General features: G+C 69.8%; 18 protein-coding genes and 1 tRNA gene. 13 read left to right on the plus strand and 6 right to left on the minus strand.

The window, feature by feature from the left end; genetic code table 11:
* The first annotated feature begins 95 nt into the window (after positions 1-95).
* Complete coding sequence (locus tag Q9S78_RS05765; RefSeq protein ID WP_018187037.1) at positions 96-1,382, plus strand: aspartate kinase; 1,287 nt, start codon at positions 96-98, stop codon at positions 1,380-1,382.
* Between the two features lie 4 nt (positions 1,383-1,386).
* Here Q9S78_RS05765 and Q9S78_RS05770 read toward each other — a convergent pair whose 3' ends face one another.
* Entirely contained in the window at positions 1,387-2,130 is a 744-nt protein-coding gene (locus tag Q9S78_RS05770) for an SDR family oxidoreductase (RefSeq protein WP_020098185.1), read from the minus strand.
* 52 nt (positions 2,131-2,182) lie between these two features.
* On the opposite strand from Q9S78_RS05770, the gene sigJ reads away from it, so the two are divergent.
* The 4 genes from sigJ (at position 2,183) to Q9S78_RS05790 (ending at position 6,613) form a co-directional block, all read left to right on the plus strand.
* Positions 2,183-3,088 carry an RNA polymerase sigma factor SigJ gene (sigJ, locus tag Q9S78_RS05775; protein ID WP_311869399.1) on the plus strand — a complete coding sequence of 302 codons (906 nt, stop codon included), beginning with the start codon at positions 2,183-2,185 and terminating at the stop codon, positions 3,086-3,088.
* A gap of 123 nt (positions 3,089-3,211) precedes the next feature.
* Positions 3,212-4,282: an aspartate-semialdehyde dehydrogenase gene (locus Q9S78_RS05780; protein WP_311869400.1), complete on the plus strand. Its 1,071-nt coding sequence runs from the start codon at positions 3,212-3,214 to the stop codon at positions 4,280-4,282.
* 132 nt (positions 4,283-4,414) lie between these two features.
* Complete coding sequence (locus Q9S78_RS05785) at positions 4,415-5,965, plus strand: malate:quinone oxidoreductase (protein ID WP_311869401.1); 1,551 nt, start codon at positions 4,415-4,417, stop codon at positions 5,963-5,965.
* 9 nt (positions 5,966-5,974) lie between these two features.
* Positions 5,975-6,613 (plus strand): thymidine kinase, encoded by a 639-nt coding sequence (locus tag Q9S78_RS05790; RefSeq protein WP_018187042.1) that lies wholly within the window; start codon positions 5,975-5,977, stop codon positions 6,611-6,613.
* A gap of 3 nt (positions 6,614-6,616) precedes the next feature.
* Here the strand turns inward: Q9S78_RS05790 and Q9S78_RS05795 are convergent, their stop codons facing one another.
* From Q9S78_RS05795 to Q9S78_RS05810, 4 genes are all read right to left on the minus strand, one after another.
* Entirely contained in the window at positions 6,617-7,372 is a 756-nt protein-coding gene (locus tag Q9S78_RS05795; protein WP_311869404.1) for an HAD-IIB family hydrolase, read from the minus strand.
* Between the two features lie 86 nt (positions 7,373-7,458).
* Positions 7,459-7,532: transfer RNA gene (locus tag Q9S78_RS05800), tRNA-Pro, on the minus strand.
* Positions 7,533-7,548: 16 nt separating this feature from the next.
* Positions 7,549-8,508, minus strand: a complete 960-nt coding sequence (locus Q9S78_RS05805) for a metallophosphoesterase (protein WP_311869406.1) — start codon at positions 8,506-8,508, stop codon at positions 7,549-7,551.
* The gene (locus tag Q9S78_RS05810; protein WP_018187045.1) at positions 8,505-11,144 is read right to left on the minus strand and encodes a transglycosylase domain-containing protein; all 2,640 of its coding nucleotides are present in this window, start codon (positions 11,142-11,144) and stop codon (positions 8,505-8,507) included. The genes Q9S78_RS05805 and Q9S78_RS05810 overlap by 4 nt, the downstream gene beginning before the upstream one ends.
* 97 nt (positions 11,145-11,241) lie before the next feature.
* On the opposite strand from Q9S78_RS05810, the gene sp36 reads away from it, so the two are divergent.
* From sp36 to Q9S78_RS05825, 3 genes are all read left to right on the plus strand, one after another.
* Positions 11,242-11,460 (plus strand): Sp36 family protein, encoded by a 219-nt coding sequence (gene sp36 / locus Q9S78_RS05815; RefSeq protein WP_018187046.1) that lies wholly within the window; start codon positions 11,242-11,244, stop codon positions 11,458-11,460.
* Positions 11,460-11,927, plus strand: a complete 468-nt coding sequence (locus Q9S78_RS05820) for a RidA family protein (protein ID WP_116228306.1) — start codon at positions 11,460-11,462, stop codon at positions 11,925-11,927. Before sp36 ends, Q9S78_RS05820 begins: the two co-directional genes overlap by 1 nt.
* Positions 11,928-12,001: 74 nt before the next feature.
* A complete protein-coding gene (locus tag Q9S78_RS05825) occupies positions 12,002-12,979 on the plus strand; it encodes a nuclear transport factor 2 family protein (RefSeq protein WP_311869414.1) in 978 nt (325 codons plus the stop codon).
* Between the two features lie 6 nt (positions 12,980-12,985).
* Here Q9S78_RS05825 and acs read toward each other — a convergent pair whose 3' ends face one another.
* Positions 12,986-14,956, minus strand: coding sequence for an acetate--CoA ligase (gene acs / locus Q9S78_RS05830; protein WP_311869417.1), 1,971 nt, complete (start codon positions 14,954-14,956; stop codon positions 12,986-12,988).
* A 367-nt stretch (positions 14,957-15,323) separates the two neighbouring features.
* On the opposite strand from acs, the gene Q9S78_RS05835 reads away from it, so the two are divergent.
* From Q9S78_RS05835 to Q9S78_RS05855, 5 genes are read left to right on the plus strand one after another with little or no spacing between them, the layout of a single operon-like run.
* Positions 15,324-16,313 carry a TadA family conjugal transfer-associated ATPase gene (locus Q9S78_RS05835; protein WP_020098194.1) on the plus strand — a complete coding sequence of 330 codons (990 nt, stop codon included), beginning with the start codon at positions 15,324-15,326 and terminating at the stop codon, positions 16,311-16,313.
* The gene (locus Q9S78_RS05840) at positions 16,310-17,203 is read left to right on the plus strand and encodes a type II secretion system F family protein (protein ID WP_311869420.1); all 894 of its coding nucleotides are present in this window, start codon (positions 16,310-16,312) and stop codon (positions 17,201-17,203) included. The genes Q9S78_RS05835 and Q9S78_RS05840 overlap by 4 nt, the downstream gene beginning before the upstream one ends.
* Before the next feature lie 39 nt (positions 17,204-17,242).
* On the plus strand, positions 17,243-17,446 hold the full coding sequence (locus Q9S78_RS05845) for a DUF4244 domain-containing protein (RefSeq protein ID WP_018187053.1): 204 nt from the start codon (positions 17,243-17,245) through the stop codon (positions 17,444-17,446).
* A 38-nt stretch (positions 17,447-17,484) separates the two neighbouring features.
* Entirely contained in the window at positions 17,485-17,781 is a 297-nt protein-coding gene (locus tag Q9S78_RS05850) for a TadE family type IV pilus minor pilin (protein WP_018187054.1), read from the plus strand.
* Positions 17,781-18,107 carry an Rv3654c family TadE-like protein gene (locus tag Q9S78_RS05855; RefSeq protein ID WP_020098196.1) on the plus strand — a complete coding sequence of 109 codons (327 nt, stop codon included), beginning with the start codon at positions 17,781-17,783 and terminating at the stop codon, positions 18,105-18,107. Before Q9S78_RS05850 ends, Q9S78_RS05855 begins: the two co-directional genes overlap by 1 nt.
* Positions 18,108-18,166: the final 59 nt, after the last annotated feature.

Genomic DNA, 18,166 nt, shown 5'->3' on the forward strand with positions numbered 1-18,166 from the left:
CATGGCCGAGCGCGTGCGTCGTCCTCCCTAGGATGGGAGCGGGCGTGCGTCACCGCCCGCCGGCTGCGCCCGGCATCCACCCGGGAGTATCCGACATGGCCCTGATCGTCCAGAAGTACGGCGGTTCGTCCGTCGCCGACGCCGAGAGCATCCGTCGCGTCGCGAAGCGGATCGTCGACGCCCGACGTGCCGGTCACGACGTCGTCGTCGCCGTCAGCGCGATGGGCGATACGACCGACGAGCTGCTCGACCTGGCCTCCCAGGTCTCGCCCCTGCCGGCGCCGCGCGAGCTCGACATGCTGCTCTCCAGTGGCGAGCGGATCTCGATGGCGCTGCTGGCGATGGCGATCAACTCGATGGGCTTCGAGGCGCGCTCGTTCACCGGCAGCCAGGCCGGGATGATCACCGACAGCTCCCACGGAGCCGCGCGCATCGTCGACGTCACTCCGGTTCGCGTCCGCGAGGCGCTCGACGAGGGAGCCATCGTCATCGTCGCGGGCTTCCAGGGGTTCAGTCGCGACACCCGCGACATCACGACGCTCGGCCGCGGCGGGTCCGACACGACCGCCGTCGCCCTCGCCGCCGCGCTGAACGCCGACGTCTGCGAGATCTACAGCGACGTCGACGGCATTTTCACGGCTGACCCACGCGTCGTGCCGAAGGCACGCAAGCTCGCGACCGTCACGTCCGAGGAGATGCTCGAGCTGGCCGCGAACGGGGCGAAGGTGCTCTACATCCGCGCCGTCGAGTTCGCCCGCCGCCACGGCGTCATGATTCACGCCCGCTCGACCTTCAGTTCGGGCATCGGCACCTATGTTCTCGGTGCGGGGATGACCGCCCCCGACCACGAAGAGGGAGAAGAGATGGAAGAGCCCATCGTCACCGGTGTCGCCACCGACCTCAGCCAGGCCAAGATCACCGTCGTCGGCGTCCCGGACGTCCCCGGCAAGGCCGCCGACATCTTCAAGATCGTCGCCAAGTCCGGCGCGAACGTCGACATGATCGTGCAGAACGTGTCGGCTGCCGCGACCGGCCGCACCGACATCTCCTTCACTCTCCCCAAGGCCGAGGCGTCGACGGCGCTGCGCGCCCTGTCGGTCGAGCAGAGCGCGGTCGGCTTCGACAAGCTCGTCCACGACGACCAGATCGGCAAACTCTCGGTCGTCGGCGCCGGCATGCGTACGCACTCGGGCGTCTCGGCGACGCTGTTCGAGGCCTTGTCGACGACGGGCGTCAACATCGAGATGATCTCGACCTCGGAGATCCGCATCTCGGTCGTCGTGCGCGGCGATGACCTCGCCGAGGCGGCGCGCGTCGTGCACACCGCCTACGGGCTCGACGGCGACACCGAAGCCGTCGTCCACGCCGGCACCGGTCGCTGACGCGTCAGCGCTGAGAGTCGAGCCACTCGTCGAAGCTCGGCCCGGCGATGGTGGCGCCCGGTCCCGGCAGGGCGAGGCCCTCGCGCATGCCGCGCATCTGAGCGCCCGGGATGCTCACCGGGACGACGAGCCGCCGAGATCCGTCCCGGCGAATCCAGGCCCGGATCATCCGGTCCAGGCGTTCCTCGCGGGGACCGGCGAGGTCCGGTACCCGCCCCTGCGGGCCCGCGACCGCGAGGTCGACGAGCCGCGCGGCGACCGCCGCCGCGGCCACCGGTTGCGCTCGCGCCCGCGGTGCCAGCTGCACGGGCCCGAGACGGGCCTGCGAGGCGACCTGCCCTGCGAACTCGTGGAACTGCGTCGCCCGCAGGATGCTCCACGGCACCGCGCTCTCCTTGAACAAGCGCTCCTGCAGGACCTTGCCGGCGTAATACCCGTTCGGATTCCGGTCGATGCCGACGATCGACAGCAGTACCGCGTGTTCGACCCCGGTGCGCGCCGCCGCGTGGAGAAGGGCGCGGGATGCCGCGGAGAAGAACTCCGTCGCCGTTGCCGCGCTGGTCGTGCCGACGCTCGCCACGTCGATGAGCGCATCCGCCCCCGCCAGTGTGCGCTCGACGGCTGCGCGGTCCCGCAGGTCCACCCCCGCGGCACGCGAGAGGACGGCGACGTCGTGCCCCACCTCCCGTGCCCGCTCCACCACGAGTCGTCCCACTGTGCCGGTCCCGCCTGCCACTGCGATCTTCATGTCGTCCCTTCCGAAGGTGTGTCACTGTGGTGACGACGCAGCCTCCGCGAATGTGAGGCCCGGGACGGAGATCGTCATGACGGATGCCGCGACCCGCCGGATCGGCGACGTGGACGCCTACCGCCGTACGCTCGTCGCCGCCGCCTACCGCATGCTCGGGACGTTGGCCGACGCCGAGGACGCGGCGCAGGAGGCCTACGTCCGGTGGCTCCGGTTGGACGCGGGCGAGCGCGAGGCCATCGAGAACCCCGGCGGCTGGCTCATGCGCGTGACGGGGCGGATCTGTCTCGATGTCCTCGGCTCCGCGCGAGTCCGGCATGAGACGTACGTGGGGGAGTGGCTGCCCGAGACGATTCCGGTCGGCACGGCGAGCGGCGACCCCGCCGCCGTCGTCGTCGGGGCGGAGGAAGTGTCCACGGCGCTGCTGTTGGTGCTGGAGACGCTCACCCCCGCCGAGCGCGTGGCGTTCGTGCTGCACGAGGTGTTCGCGGTGCCGTTCGCCGAGATCGCCGGGGTGCTGGGGAGGTCCGCGGCCGCGTGCCGCCAGCTGGCGGCATCCGCTAGTCGTCACGTCGGACGCCGCGCGGGGGCCGGCGTCCCGCGGAGTCGTCACGACGAACTGATCGCAGCCTTCGCGGCGGCGAGTGCGAGCGGGAGTCTCGACGCCCTCGTCCGTGTGCTCGCGCCCGACGTCGTCCTGGTTTCCGACGGTGGCGGGATCGTGTCCGCCGCGCGGCGGCCGGTCCGCGGGGCAGACCACGTCGCACGCTTCCTTCTCGGGCTCGCGGCGAAGCAGCCGACCGCGACCTACGAACCGGCCATCACCGGAGACGGGCTCGGTTATGCGATCCGGGTCGACGGCGTCATCGTCGCCGCCGTCACCTTCGCCACCGACGGTGAGCGGATCACCGATGTCTGGATGATGCGGAACCCCGAGAAGCTCAGCGCGTGGGTGTGACGTCCCGCGGCGACACATGCGGATCGCGGTACCCGGTGCGCCGGTAGAATCGCCGGAACCCGCTCTCTTGCGCCCTGCCGCGACGTCCCGTCGCGCGGCGCCGCACCCTCGAGGAACCGCACCATGACCGTCTTCTCCGAATCGGGATTCTCCGTCGCCGTCGTCGGCGCCACCGGCCAGGTCGGGACGGTGATGCGCGACATCCTCGTCGACCGCGCCTTCCCGATCCGCGAGCTGCGTCTGTTCGCGACGGCACGTTCGGCGGGCTCCACGATCGTGGTCGACGGCCGGGAGATCCTCGTCGAGGACGTCGCCACGGCGGACCCCAGCGGCATCCAGATCGCCCTCTTCTCGGCGGGGGCCACCGGATCCCGCGCCCACGCTCCCCGCTTCGCCGAGGCCGGCGCGGTCGTCATCGACAACTCGAGCGCCTGGCGCGTGGACCCCGAGGTGCCGCTCGTCGTCAGCGAGGTCAATCCGCACGCGATCCACGACCTGCCCAAGGGCATCATCGCCAACCCGAACTGCACGACCATGGCGGCGATGCCGGTCCTGAAGCCGCTGCACGTCGAGGCGGGGCTGGTCCGGCTCACCGTCAGCACGTACCAGGCGGTCTCGGGCTCCGGCCTCGCCGGCGCCGAGGAGCTCCTCGGCCAGGTCGAGTCCGTGGTCGCTCAGGGCGGCGCCATCGGGCTCGTCCACGACGGTGCCGCGGTGGACTTCCCCGAGCCGCAGAAGTACGTCGCGCCGATCGCCTTCAACGTCATCCCCTTCGCGGGCAGCCTCGTCGACGACGGCGACAACGAGACCGACGAGGAGAAGAAGCTCCGCAACGAGAGCCGCAAGATCCTCGAGCTCCCCGACCTCCGCGTCGCCGGCACGTGCGTGCGCGTCCCCGTCTTCACGGGCCACTCGCTCTCGATCCACGCCGAGTTCGCGCAGGACATCACGCCCGACCGTGCCCGTGAGGTCCTCGCGGATGCCGCGGGTGTCGCCCTCGCGGACGTCCCCACGCCGCTCGCGGCGGCCGGAGCCGACCCGAGCCTCGTCGGACGCATCCGCGCCGACCAGTCCGCGCCCGAGGGCAAGGGTCTCGTGCTCTTCATCAGCAACGACAACCTCCGCAAGGGCGCCGCGCTCAACGCGGTCCAGATCGCCGAGCTCGTCGCCGCCGACCTGGCCGCCCGCGTCTGAGACGGATGCCGGGTCCCGCCGCGCGCGGTCGGGCACCCGGCATCCGCCTTTCATCAGGGGAAAGAACACGCTTTCCTGCCGCCTCGACCGGCGGCGGGCGGCGACCCGGACCGTAGCGGCGACGTAGACTGGATGACCGTGACTGACAATCCCGGAGCAGACGATCACGCCGCAGAGAACGCCGCGGCGACCAGCCCCGCCGCAGTGAGTCCGACGGAGACGTACGACGCGCTGCTCATCGGCGGCGGCATCATGAGCGCCACCCTCGGCACCCTCCTGCAGCAGCTCGAGCCGGACTGGAAGATCGGCGTCTTCGAGCGCCTCTCCGAGGTCGCGCAGGAGTCTTCGAACGCGTGGAACAACGCGGGGACGGGCCACGCCGCCCTCTGCGAGCTGAACTACACCCCCGAGTCCTCCGACGGCACGATCGACCCCTCGAAGGCGATCGGCATCAACGAGCAGTTCCAGCAGTCGCGTCAGCTGTGGAGCGCGCTTATCGAGCGCGGCGTCCTCGACGAGCCGTCCACCTTCATCAACGCGACGCCGCACATGACCTTCGTCCGCGGCGAGAAGGATGTCGCGTTCCTCAAGAAGCGCTACGAGGTGCTCAAGGAACAGCCTCTGTTCGCTGGCATCGAGTACTCCGAGGACTCCCGCGTCATCAACGAGTGGGCGCCGCTGCTCATGCAGAAGCGTCGCAAGGGCGAGCCGTTCGCGGCCACCCGCGTCCCCGCGGGCACCGACGTCGACTTCGGCTCGCTCACGCGCCAGCTCTTCGAGCACCTCGCCGCCTCCGGCGTGGATGTCGAGACCAACCGAGAGGTGCGGAACCTCAAGCGCCAGAAGGACGGCACGTGGGAGGTCACCTACCGCCAGACGGTCGGCCGGACGCCCGGCAAGGTGCGGGCGCGGTTCGTCTTCGTGGGTGCGGGCGGCTGGGCAATCAAGCTCCTGCAGCGCTCCGGCATCCCCGAGATCTCGGGCTACGGAGTGTTCCCGATCGGCGGCCAGTGGCTGAAGACCTCGAAGCCCGAGCTCGTCGCGCAGCACAAGGCGAAGGTGTACTCGCAGGCCTCCGTCGGCGCGCCCCCCATGTCTGTCCCGCACCTCGACACCCGCGTCGTCGACGGTGAGGCATCCCTCCTGTTCGGTCCGTTCGCCACGTTCAGCCCGAAGTTCCTGAAGAACGGTCGGATGACGGACATCGTCGCCCAGGTGCGCCCGGGCAACATCCTCCCGATGCTCAAGGTCGCCATCGACAATCCCGGCCTCATCAAGTACCTCGTCAGCGAGCTGTTGAAGGGTCACGGCAAGAAGGTCGACTCCCTCCGCGACTTCATGCCGAGCGCGCGCGACGAGGACTGGGAGCTGCTGCAGGCCGGCCAGCGCGCGCAGGTCATGAAGAAAGACCCGAAGAAAGGCGGCGTGCTGCAGTTCGGCACCGAGGTCGTCAGCTCCGCCGACGGGTCGATCGCAGGCCTCCTGGGTGCGTCCCCGGGTGCCTCCACCGGTGCGTCTATCATGCTCGGTCTGCTGAAGACCTGCTTCCCCGACCGGCTCGCCGCGTGGGAGCCGACGTTGAAGGAGCTGATCCCGACGTACGGTCAGACGCTCAACAGTGCTCCTGACACCGCTCACGAGGTGCTGCAGAAGACGGCAGCCGCGCTGCAGATCAACGTCTGAGTCGCGCCCGTGGCGAAGCTGTACTTCCGCTACGGCGCGATGAACTCGGGCAAGTCGACGGCCCTGTTGCAGGCGGCGTTCAACTACGAGGAGCGCGGCCAGCACGTCCTTCTCGCGAAGCCCGAGATCGACACGAAGGGTGCCGACCAGATCTCGAGCCGTCTCGGCGTCGAACGCACGGTCGACTTCCTCATCGGTCCGGACGACGACGCCCGCGAGCTGTTCGCCGAGCACCGCCGTCGCGTGCAGCGCGAGGCCGAGGCGGCTCTCGTGCCCGACGTCCGCACCGACGTGGCCTGCCTGCTCGTGGACGAGGCGCAGTTCCTCCAGCCCGAGCAGATCGACGACCTCCTGCGGGTCGCGGTGAGCGACGGCATCCCGGTGCTCGCCTACGGCATCCGCACGGACTTCCAGACCCGGGCCTTCCCGGGGTCGGCGCGACTCATGGAACTCGCGCACAGCCTCGAAGAGCTCAAGACGATCTGCCGCTGCGGCAGCAAGGCGCTCTTCAACGCGCGCCTGGTCAGCGGGCGCTTCGTCTTCGACGGCGACCAGGTCGCGATCGACGAGCTGTCGCCCGACCGGGTCACGTACGAGTCGATGTGCGCGCGCTGCTACCTACGCGAATCGGGCGGACGCCTGCGCTGAGGCCTAGAGGGTCGGGATCAGCTCGTCGAGGAACGCGGCGGTGTCCTCCCAGCCCTCCACGGCGTGACAGGTCACACCCATGGCCAGGACGGGGTAGTCGTTGCCGTGCTCGTCGAGGCGGTCTCCCACGAAGAGCATGTCCTCGAGGGGGATGCCGGTCTGCTCCGCGAGCTTGCGCATGCCGTAGGCCTTGTCGATACCGCGGTGCGTGATGTCGACCGACGTCGAGCCGCCGGAACGGACTTCGAGGTCCGGGATGCGGGCGGCCACGGCGTCGCGCAGGGTGTTCTTCTTCTCGCCGGTGGGGTCCCACGCCGTCTTGGCGTCCAGAGGAGCGGACTGACCGAGCGCCGAGAACGTGATCTGCGAGCCGCGGTCCTCGAGGATCGGACCCCAGGTCTCGCTCTCCCAGAGTCCGAGACGCGTCGCCTCCTCCTCGACCGCGGCGAGAGCGCGGGACTTCTCGTCGTCGGTCAGGGAGAGCGCGTAGACCGTGTCGATGCCGTCGGTCGTGAGGCGGTAGTACTGCGTGCCGCACGTGGGCATGAGGTGCAGACGGTCGAGGGTCGTGGCATCCGTGTCAGGGAGCCGGTCTACCACCTGGGTCTGGAACTGCTGCAGCTGACCGCCCGAGATGATCGCCACCTCGACACGCTCTGCGAGACGCAGGAGCAGGTCGCCCATGCGAGGATCGATGGCCGTCTTCGACGGAGCGAGCGTGTCGTCGAGGTCGAACGCGACGAGGCGGGGAGAGGTCATGATGCTCCGTTTCGAGGGAGGTGAGATGGCCCCTCCGGGGAGGGATGCGAAAGGCCCCGCCGGTATCCGGCGGAGCCTCTCTGCGGTCGGGGTGACAGGATTTGAACCTGCGGCCTCGTCGTCCCGAACGACGCGCGCTACCAAGCTGCGCCACACCCCGTGGCAACCCTCCAAGCTTACCCTGCCGACCGCCCCTCGGGCGAATCGTCGGCGCGTCGGGCGCGGAGGACCAGGACGGATGCCTCTGGCCGGCACCCGAAGCGCACCGGGGCGTAGATCGAATGGCCCAGACCCGCGCTCACGTTGAGCGGCACCGTCCGTCCATCGTGCGACCACCGCGTCAGGCCGCGGGCCTGATCGAGGGGGATGTCGCAGTTCGAGACGAGGGCCTTCTTCGCGAACGGGATGCGGACCTGACCGCCGTGCGTGTGCCCGGCGAGGATCAGGTCGGCACCGGCATCCGTGAACGCGTTGAGCACCCGCTGGTAGGGCGCGTGCGTGACCCCCAGGCGGACGCTCGCGTCGTCACCGAGCGCGCGGAAGGCGGCCGATGCCGCGTCGAGGTCATCGAGCTCGCGGTGGGCGTCGTCAACGCCGAGCGCATTGATCCGGACTCCGCCGACACGGATGCTGGCGGCCGTGTTGTCGATCAGTGTCTCGCCGAGTCCGGTGAGGAAGTCGTCGAGCGCGTCGGTGTCGAGCGAGGGCGTGAAGTCGACGTGCGTCGATGGTCCCTCGAAGTACTTGAAGGGGTTGCGGGCGCTCGGGGCGATCTTGTCGTTCGACCCGTGGACGAAGAAGCCCGGCACGCCGCGTAGGGGAGCGAAGGCCGCACGGATGCCGCCGAGCCCGTCCTGATGACCGAGGTTGTCGCCCGTGTTGATCACCAGGTCGGGCTGCACCGTGTCGGCGATCTCTGCGATCCAGCGTTGCTTGCGGTGCTGCCACGGCGCCATATGCGCGTCGGACAGGTGGAGGACGGTCACCGACGGGCTGCCCGGCGGCAGGACGTGGAGGTCATGGCGGCGGAGCGTGAAGAGGTAGCGCTCGATGCCGACGCCCCAGACGCCGGCGGCGACGCCGACCGCCCCCACCGCGCCGAGCGCAGTGAAGGCGGTCTGTGCGGCGGGCCTCACGGACCGTTGCCGTTGCCGGGGCCGCCGTTGCCGTTGCCGTTGCCCGGGCCGTCGTTCCCGCCCCCGCCGTCGCAGGCCTTGGCCTGGTAGTTGAGGGTGATGGCGGCGTCTCGAGCGACGGTCTCGCCGGCGGCGGGATCCGTTCCGGTCACGACGCCCTGCGTCGGCGCGCCCGGGTCGTCGGTACAACTCAGCGTGACGTTCGAGAACCCGGCTGCGTTCAGCGCCGCGGTGGCGTCCTTCGGGTTGCCGCTGACGCCGGGGACGACGACGCCCTTGCCGTCACTCGGGCTGATCGTGACGGTCGTTCCCGACACGACACGGCCCGCGCCGGGCGACTGCTCGACGATCGTGCCCTCCGCCTCGGGGGACGGCACCGGGTCGCCGACGCTGACGCTGAAGCCGGCGTCCTCGATCCGCTGGCGAGCGGCGTCGGTGTCGAGACCGATGACGCTCGGCAAACTCGCATACGACCGCTTGGTCAGTTCGCTCGCCGGCTTCGGGAACTCGCCGCCGCCGAACTCCGAGTTGGCGGCGCGCTGCATGGCGGGCCAGATGGAGTTACGGATGCGGGACAGGCGGTAGCCGCTTTCATAGTGGTTCTCGAGACGCTCGTCTCCCGCCACGTTGCCGACCCAGACCGCTGTCGTCACCTTCGTGCTGGAGCCGATCATCCACGTGTGCAGGAACTGGTGGATGCCCGTCTTTCCGAAGATCGGTACTCCGTCGAACGTCCGCGCACCACTTCCGGTGCCGCTGGCGCTCATCACGCTTTGCAGCACGTATGCGGCCGTGGCAGCCACGTCTTCGCTGATCTTGCGCTCGCACTTCGTGTCAGGGATCGGACGCTCATCGCCGTTGGCGTCGACCACGCGATCGATGGCCTTCGCGGCGCACAGGGTGCCGTTCGAGGCGATCGCCGCATAGGCGTTCGCCATGTCGATCGGGGCGACGGCCTGCGACCCGAGGACGTCGTAGGGGTTGTTGAACTGATCCAGCGGCTTTCCGTCGCCGAGGGTGACTCCGAGGTCTCCGGCGACGCGGTTGGTGCTGCAGACGGAGATCTTCTCAGCCATCGTGAGGAAGCCGGAGTTCAGCGAGTCCTTTGTGAATCGGGCGACCGTCCCGGTGTAACCACGGTTCCCCTCGAAGTTTCCGATCGCGCCCTTGCCCTCACCGGTCTTGACTTCCTGCGTACCCCCCTCACAGCCGGTCAGCACTGTCTTCTCGCCGACGCGTCCATTGAGTACCTCGTTGACAGAGTGGCCCTGCTGCATCCAGTTGATGAGACTGAAGACCTTATAGGTCGATCCCGCCGAGTGGCTGCCGCCGCCGTTCTTGACGGGGACGTTGTAGTTGACCTGGGTGGTTGTCTTGTCGTCCGCCTGGTCGCTCCATGGGCGGTTCTGCACCATCGACAGGACGCGGCCGGTTCCGACCTCCACCTGCACACCTGATGCGCCGAGGTTCATGTACGAGACGCTTCCGGGTACGACGGAGATGGCCTTGTTCGCGGCCGACTGGAGAGAGGTGTCGAGGGTCGTGTAGACGCTGAGACCACCACGACGAAGCGCCGCGAGCCGGTCCTCCTTCGTCTCACCGAAGGCCGGGTCGGTCCGGATGATCGAGGTGACGTAGGCGCAGAAGAACTCCTCGCCCTTCGCCTCCGAGCAGCCCTGGGGACGTGACGTCAGCTTCGGGGTGATCGGGGCCTTGATGGCCTCGTCGTGCTCAGCCTTCGTGATCTTGTTGTCTTTCAGCAGGCGGTTGAGGACGTAGTCCTGTCGGATCTTCGTCAGGCGGTAGCCGTCGGCCTCGCCGTTGACAGGGGAGCCGTCCTTCGCAGTGAGCGTGCCGCCCGGCTTGTCGATGCGGAGCGTGTTCGGCTCCTGCACCATGCCGGCGATGACGGCCGCCTGAGCGACCGTGAGCTTGTCGGGCGTCGTGTCGAAGTAGTGGCGAGCCGCGGCGCCGATGCCGTAGACGGTGCCACCGAAGTGCGCGATGTTGAGGTACCCGATCAGGATCTCGTCCTTCGAGTACTCCTTCTCCAGCTGGATCGCGTAACGCATCTCCTGGATCTTGCGCTGGTAGCCCTGCGTGCCCTTGTTCGCCGTCGACTCCTCGTAGCACGCGCGAACCTGCTCAGCGCCCACGGCTTCCGCCTCGCACGACTGCTGGAGGACGTTCTTGACGTACTGCTGCGTGATCGAGGAGCCACCGCGGTTCGATCCCGAGCTCGCGTTGCGCGCCAGCGCGCTGAGCGTGCCCAGCAGGTCGATGCCGCCGTGCGTGTAGAAGTTCTTGTCCTCACTCGAGAGGATCGCGTCGTACATGACCGGGGCGACCTGATCGAACGTCACCGGGATGCGGTTCTGGTCGTAGAACTCGGTGAGCTTGACGTCCTTGCCGTCGTCGTTCTTCGCGTAGATCGTCGTCGGAAGCATGAGCTTCTCGATCTTGAGGTAGCTCGGCATCTTGTCGAACATCTCGATCGCGCTCGACGCCGCATACCCGGACACCGCGATCGCCGGGGTGATCGTTGCCGTGACGAGGAGACCCGCAACGGTGCTCAAGCCGACGAGGCCCATCAGGCCTCCGAGCACACCGGTGGCCGTACGTTTCGAGTGGGGCATAGGCTGATCGTAAGGGAGATTGCTGGGCGATGCCTTGGTGACCGTCCCTGTGTCGAGCCCGTCCGGGCGCGCGAGTCACGACCTCCGGGAGACCTGAATGACCACGTGGGAGTACATGACCACGCCGCTGCTCATCCACAACACCGCGGCGATCCTCAACAACTGGGGCAAGCAGGGGTGGGAGCTCGTTCAGGTGGTGACCGGCCCCGAAGGCGGCCTCGTCGGTTACTTCAAGCGTCCCTCGGGCGGCGACGGCTCCGCCAACGCGGGACTGGATGCCGCGGCTGTGGCCGCTCGTCAGTTCGGTCAGGGCTGATGTCGGTCACCGCACGCCTCGCCGAGCTGGGCATCGAGTTGGGCTCCGTCGTCCCGCCGCTCGCCGCGTACATCCCGGCCAAGGTCCACGGCGACCTCGTCTACACGTCCGGTCAGCTTCCCATGGTCGATGGCGCGATGCCCGCAACGGGCAAGGTGGGCGACGGCGAGGGGTACGTGTCCGCGGACGAGGCCGCTTCGCTCGCGCGGCAGTGCGCGCTGAACGCGATCGCCGCCGCGGCCGCTGCGGTCGGTGGCGTCGACCGGCTGACCGGCGTCGTGAAGGTGACGGGGTTCGTGGCATCCGCACCGGAGTTCACCGGTCACCCCGCCGTCATCAACGGAGCGAGCACCGTGCTCGGTGAGATCTTCGGCGACGCGGGTCGACACGCCCGCTCCGCCGTCGGTGTGGCGGCTCTGCCCATCGACAGCCCCGTCGAGGTCGAGGTCGTCTTCTCGCTTTCTTGAACCGAGTGCATCTTCCCAGCGAGCTGATACCTCGTCGGGAACGTGCACTCAGACGCCCGCGTCACGCTGTCGCCATGACCAGCTCACGCGTCGCGTCGTCCCTTCTCCTCCGCACGGCCGCCGTCTTCACCGGTGCCGCTCTGCTGACCGGGTGCGCCGCAGGAGGACCTGCGGCCGCTGCGGGCACACCCCACGTCGGACCCTCCGCTCAGGCGGCATCCGCGACCGCAGGCGGTGCGCGGGCGGACCGCGATGACCCCGCGACCGAGGGGACCAACCTGGCCGCGGTCACGCGGCTCTTCTCCGCGGCTTTCGCCGACCCCGACTCGGCGGAGGCTCAGGCTGCCGCTGCCGTGAGCATCGCGAAGGACGCCGTGACCCACGGCGGGAACGCCGAAACGGGGCCCGTGGGCCTGCTCGCCCAGTTCGCCGCGGCGCACAAGAGCGTTCCCGGCGCACAGGTCGTCATCACGCACACGGCCGCGGACGGCGATCTGGTCGCGGTCCACTATCAGATCACCGCAGACCCCGACGACGAGCGCACCGGGCTCGCGGCCGCCGACGTCTTCCGTCTGGCCGGCGGCAAGATCGTCGAGCGCTGGGCCTTCGAGCAACCCGTCGCGCAGGGCAAGGCCGCCAGCGGCAACACGAACTCGATGTTCAGCGACCTCTACAAGCCCGCCACGCCGTCGCCGGCACCCACCGAGACGCAGGAGGAGAAGAATCGGGTGTTCGCCGTCGACGCGTACGACACGCTGTTCAAGGACCGCGACGTCAGCATCCTCGACCGTGCGTTCGATCCGAACTACCTGCAGCACAATCCCGTCGCCCCGAACGGGACGGCCGCCCTCAAGCAGTTCTTCGGCGGGGGTGCGTCCTTCCCGCCCACGGCGTCGACCGTGTCGCTGGCGGACGGCGACCTCGTGTGGACGCTGTCGCAGGCCGTCGGAGCCACGTCCGATGATCCCTACACCGCGCTCGACATCTTCCGCGTCGACGGAGGCCTGATCCGCGAGCACTGGGATGTCGTCCCCGCCGCCACGGCGGGGTGAGCGCGGTCAGTCCTTCTTCGTCACCTGCCCCTTGATCGTGGACATCACCATGGTGTCGGCGAGGGTCGTCGTGTCGCCGACCTCGCGTCCTTCCGCGACGTCGCGCAGCAGTCGGCGCATGATCTTGCCGCTGCGGGTCTTGGGGAGCTCGGTCACGATGTAGACGTCGCGCGGACGCGCGATCGGACCGATCTGGTCGCCCACCCACGCGCGGAGCGTGTCGACGAGCCCGTCGAGGGAGTTCGCCTTCATGTACGACTCCTTGATGACGCAGAACGCGACGACCGCCTGGCCGGTCGTCTCGTCCGAGGCTCCGACGACGGCTGCCTCGGCGACGGCCTCGTTCCCGACGAGGGCGGATTCGATCTCGGTCGTCGAGAGGCGGTGGCCCGACACGTTCATGACGTCGTCCACGCGGCCGAGGAACCAGACGTCGCCGTCCTCGTCGAGGCGCGCCCCGTCACCGGCGAAGTAGTAGCCCTTGTCGGCGAACTTGTCCCAGTAGGTCTCCTTGAAGCGGTCCGGGTCGCCCCAGATGCCGCGCAGCATGCTCGGCCAGGGTTCGGTCAGCACGAGCAGCCCGCCGTTGCCGTTGCCGACCTCCTGGCCCTGATCGTCGACGACGTCGAGGCCGATGCCGGGAAGCGGCACCTGCGCGCTGCCCGGCTTGGTCTCGGTCACCCCGGGCAGCGCCGACACCATGATCGCGCCCGTCTCGGTCTGCCACCAGGTGTCGACGATGGGCGTCCGATCCCCGCCGATGACGTGGCGGTACCACATCCACGCCTCGGGGTTGATGGGTTCGCCGACGCTGCCGAGCAGGCGCAACGACGACAGATCGTGCTGCTCGGGGATGCTCCTGCCGAGTTTCATGAAGGAGCGGATGGCTGTGGGCGCCGTGTAAAGGATCGTCACCCCGTACTTCGCCACGATCTCCCACCATCGACCCGGATGCGGGGTGTCGGGGGTGCCCTCGTAGATCACCTGCGTCGCGCCGTTGGCGAGCGGACCGTACGTGACGTACGTGTGTCCCGTGATCCACCCGATGTCGGCGGTGCACCAGTAGACGTCGGTCTCGGGGTGCAGGTCGTGGACGACCTTGTTCGTGAACGCCGCCTGCGTGAGGTAGCCGCCGCTCGTGTGCAGGATGCCCTTCGGCTTCCCCGTCGTCCCCGAGGTGTAGAGGATGAAGAGGGGGTTCTCCGCCGGGAACGGCTGCGCGACATGATCAGCGGATGCCGCCGGCACGAGATCGTGCCACCACAGGTCGCGTCCGTCCTCCCAGTTCACCTCGGTGCCGGTGCGCTTGACGACGAGGACGTGCTCGACGGTCTCCTGCGGTCCGTGTCCGCGGTCGCCGAGTGCCTGGTCGACGGCCGGCTTGAGTGGGGATGCCTTGCCTTTGCGGTACCCGCCGTCGCTCGTGATGACGAGCTTCGCGCCGGCGTCGTCGATCCGGGAGCGCAGGCTGTCGGCCGAGAACCCGCCGAAGACGACGGAGTGGATGGCGCCGATGCGCGCGACGGCGAGCATGGCGGCGACGGCTTCGGGGATCATCGGCAGGTAGATGGCGACCCGGTCGCCCGCGTCGATGCCGAGCTCGGTCAGCACGTTGGCCAGACGCTTCACCTCGTCGGTGAGCTCGGCGTAGGTGACGCGACGCTCGTCGCCGGGCTCACCCTCCCACAGCAGGGCGACACGGTCGCCGAGGCCTGCCTCGACGTGGCGGTCGAGGCAGTTGTACGCCACGTTGAGTTCGCCATCCTCGAACCAGGTCGCGAAGGGCGGGTTCGACCAGTCGAGCGTGCGCGTGAAGGGAGTATGCCAGTGAAGGTTGCGGGCCTGCTCCGCCCAGAACGCCTCGCGGTCCGCGGCGGCGTCGTAGAGGTCCGCGTGCGCATTCGCTGCGGCAGCGAAGTCCGCGGAGGGCGCGAACCGTCGGGTCTCGTTCAGGAGGTGGTCGATCTGGCTGCTCATGCGGCGCTCCTTTGCGTGCAGGCCATCGTGGCCTCGTGCGGCGATGCGGCAACTCTAGGTTCGGCTCAAGGAGCGCGACTACCGCCGATAGTGGGTGCGGCGCGCTGGGCATGTGTGCGGCACAATCCCAGCCAGGATGAGCGTAAGATCGTTATCGCCCGAACATCGATTCGGTTTCGCGATCGCGCTGATCCCCCCTGAAGCGCGGTTGCGTGGGCGGCACCCTTTCCCCCAATGGGTGCCGCCCTTCTCTTTTCCTTCACGGTCGCGGTCGTCGCTTTCTGCACACGCGTTCACACGGTCGTTCCGTCCACGCCCGGCGACGTCGAAGGTCCGGGGCCGGAGGCGCCCGCCTAGCGTTCCGGGCATGCCGCATCCGTTCATCGCCGCCCCTCGAGGCACCGGAGTCGCCGCGATGCCGCGACCGGTGCCGCGGCATCCGGTGGTCGCACCGTTGCGCCGGTACCTCGCCGACCCCGGCGTCACGGACGTCTTCGTCAACGGCACCGACGGCCTCTACGTCGACCGGGGCGGCGGACCGGAGCGCATCCCGGACTGGGCGCTCGACGAAGAAGCCGTGCGTGAGCTCGCCGTCGGGCTCATCGCGCTCGGGGGCCGCCACCTCGACGACGCGACGCCCTGTGCGGACGTGCGTTGGGAGCACGGCGTGCGGGTCCACGCGGTCCTGCCGCCCATCTCGTGCACGGGGGCGACGATCTCGATCCGCCTCCCGGGTACCGGAATGCCCGATCTCGACGACCTCGGTCGCCGCGGCGCGTTCGACGCGGCGATGGGCGCCCGACTCGAACGGCTCGTCGACCAGCGTGCCAACGTCCTCGTCACGGGAGCCACCGGCGCCGGGAAGACGACGCTGCTCGCCGCACTGCTCGGACGCGTTCCCGTGTCGGAGCGGATCGTCACGATCGAGGATGTCGCGGAGCTCCGGATCGCCCACCCGCACCACGTGCGTCTCGAAGCCCGGCAGGCCAACCTCGAAGGCGTCGGGGCGATCGCGCTCGGGCGTCTGTTGCGCGAAGCCCTGCGGATGCGGCCCGACCGACTCGTGGTGGGCGAGTGTCGGGGCGAGGAGGTCCGCGAGCTCCTCACCGCCTTGAACACCGGTCACGACGGCGGCGCGGGGACGGTCCATGCGAGCGGGCTCGCCGAGGTCCCGGCGCGCCTGGAGGCGTTGGGTGCGCTCGCCGGGATGGATGATCGAGCGCTCGCGCGCCAGACGGCCAGCGCGATCGGGGCCGTCGTCCACATCGAACGCGGACGCGACGGAGTGCGCCGCGTGACGGGGATCGCGCGCCCCGTCGTGCGCGACGACCGCCTCGGTATCGAGGCCGTCGCATGAAAGCGCGGAAAGCCGCCCAGGCCAGCGCTGCGTCCGACGCAGCGGGGATCGCCGGCGTCGTCCAGCGTCTCGCCGTCCTCCTGCAGGCCGGCATCGCGCCGGCTGCCGCCTGGCGCCACCTCGCCCACGCCGGTGACGAGACGGCCGCGGCGGTGTGCGAACGACTGGATGCCGGGGGATCAGCCGCATCCGCCCTCACCGACCGCGGCGGCACGTGGCAGCAGATCGGCGTCGCCTGGCAGGTGGCGACGGTCGTCGGAGCCCCGCTGGCGATGAGCCTCCGAGGTCTCGCCGAGGCGCTCCGCGACGCTCATCAGGCGCGCGACGACGTCCGCACCGCTCTCGCCGAACCGCAGACGACGGCGCGGCTCATCTCGTGGCTCCCTCTCGTGGCCCTCGGCCTCGGCGCCGCCCTGGGGTTCGACCCGTTCTCAGTCCTGGCCACCCCGCCGGGCGCCGTGTGCCTCGTCGCGGGGGGACTGCTCATGTTCCTCACCCATTGGTGGACGCGTGCACTGGTCGCACGGGCGCAGCCCGGCGACGAGATCCCCGGACTCGATGCCGAGGTGATTGCGATCGCCCTGTCGGGCGGCGTCTCGATCCCGCGGGCGCTCGAGGTCGTCGCGGCGGCCTCGGGTCTCGAACCCACCGCCGGGACCGCCTCTGTCCTCGCCCTCTCCCGATCCGCGGGCGCGCCCGCCGTCGAACTGCTGCGAGCGGATGCCGCGTCCCGCCGCCAGGCGGCGCGCACCGACGGGCGGCTGCGGGCGGCATCCCTCTCTGGACGGCTCCTGCTTCCGCTCGGAGTGTGCACCCTGCCGGCGTTCCTGCTGCTCGGCGTCGGTCCGATGCTGCTCTCGGTCCTCACCTCGGCCCCGCTCACGCTGTGAGCCCAGACGTGCCCATCACCCAAAACACCGGAGGAGATCATGACATCCCACGACCTGCCCACCCTGACCCGCCGCCGCGCGGCCGACCTGTTCGCCGACGAGTCCGGCGCCGCGACAGCGGAGTACGCCATCGCGACGATGGCGGCCGTCGCCTTCGCCGGGCTGCTGGTGATCATCATGCGCTCGGACGAGGTGCGCGGCATCCTCACCGACCTGGTCCGGCGCGCCCTCACCGTCTCATGAGGCGGGACGAGCGGGGATCGGTTGCGGCGGAGTTCGCCGTGACGGTCCCCGCCGTCGTCCTCGTCATCGTTCTGGCGGTCTCCGCGTTGTCGGTGGGGGCTCGGCAGGTGCGGCTGGAGCACGCCGCGGCCCAGGCTGCGCGGTACGCCGCCCGCGAGGAACCCGCCGAGCGGGTGCGGGCTGCGGCATCCGCCCTCGCCGCGGGCGCGGCCGTCACGACTCGCCGCGAGGGTGATCTCGTGTGCGCGGACCTCTCCGCCGCGCCGGGAGTGCCGCTGCCATTGCCCGACCTCCGCGCATCCTCGTGCGCGCTCGCCGCCCCGGAGATCGACTGATGGCGGGCGCTGCGACGACCGTCGGGGTCCTGGCGGTCTCGGCCACCCTGGCCGTCGGCTTCGTCGCCGCCGGAGCGGCCGCGGCATCCTCGGCGCGGGCGGCGGGAGCGGCCGACGCCGCGGCCCTCGCCGCCGCAGACACGGCGTCGGGACTCGTGCCGGGAGAACCGTGCGTGAGTGCCGCTGACGTCGCGGCGAGGAACGGCGCGTCGCTCACCGCGTGTCGGATCGACGGACTCATCGCGACCGTGGAGGTCTCGATCGACGTCGGCCCCCTGGACGCGCGGGCGCGCGCCCGCGCGGGGCCACCACCCGGGTCGCCCTGAGGGCTCGGGACGGCGGGGCTCTCAGCGCGCTCTTGACAACTCGGTGTGTATGGTGTGCA

The sequence above is a fragment of the Microbacterium aquilitoris genome (assembly GCF_031932285.1).
Classification (GTDB): Bacteria; Actinomycetota; Actinomycetes; order Actinomycetales; family Microbacteriaceae; genus Microbacterium; species Microbacterium aquilitoris.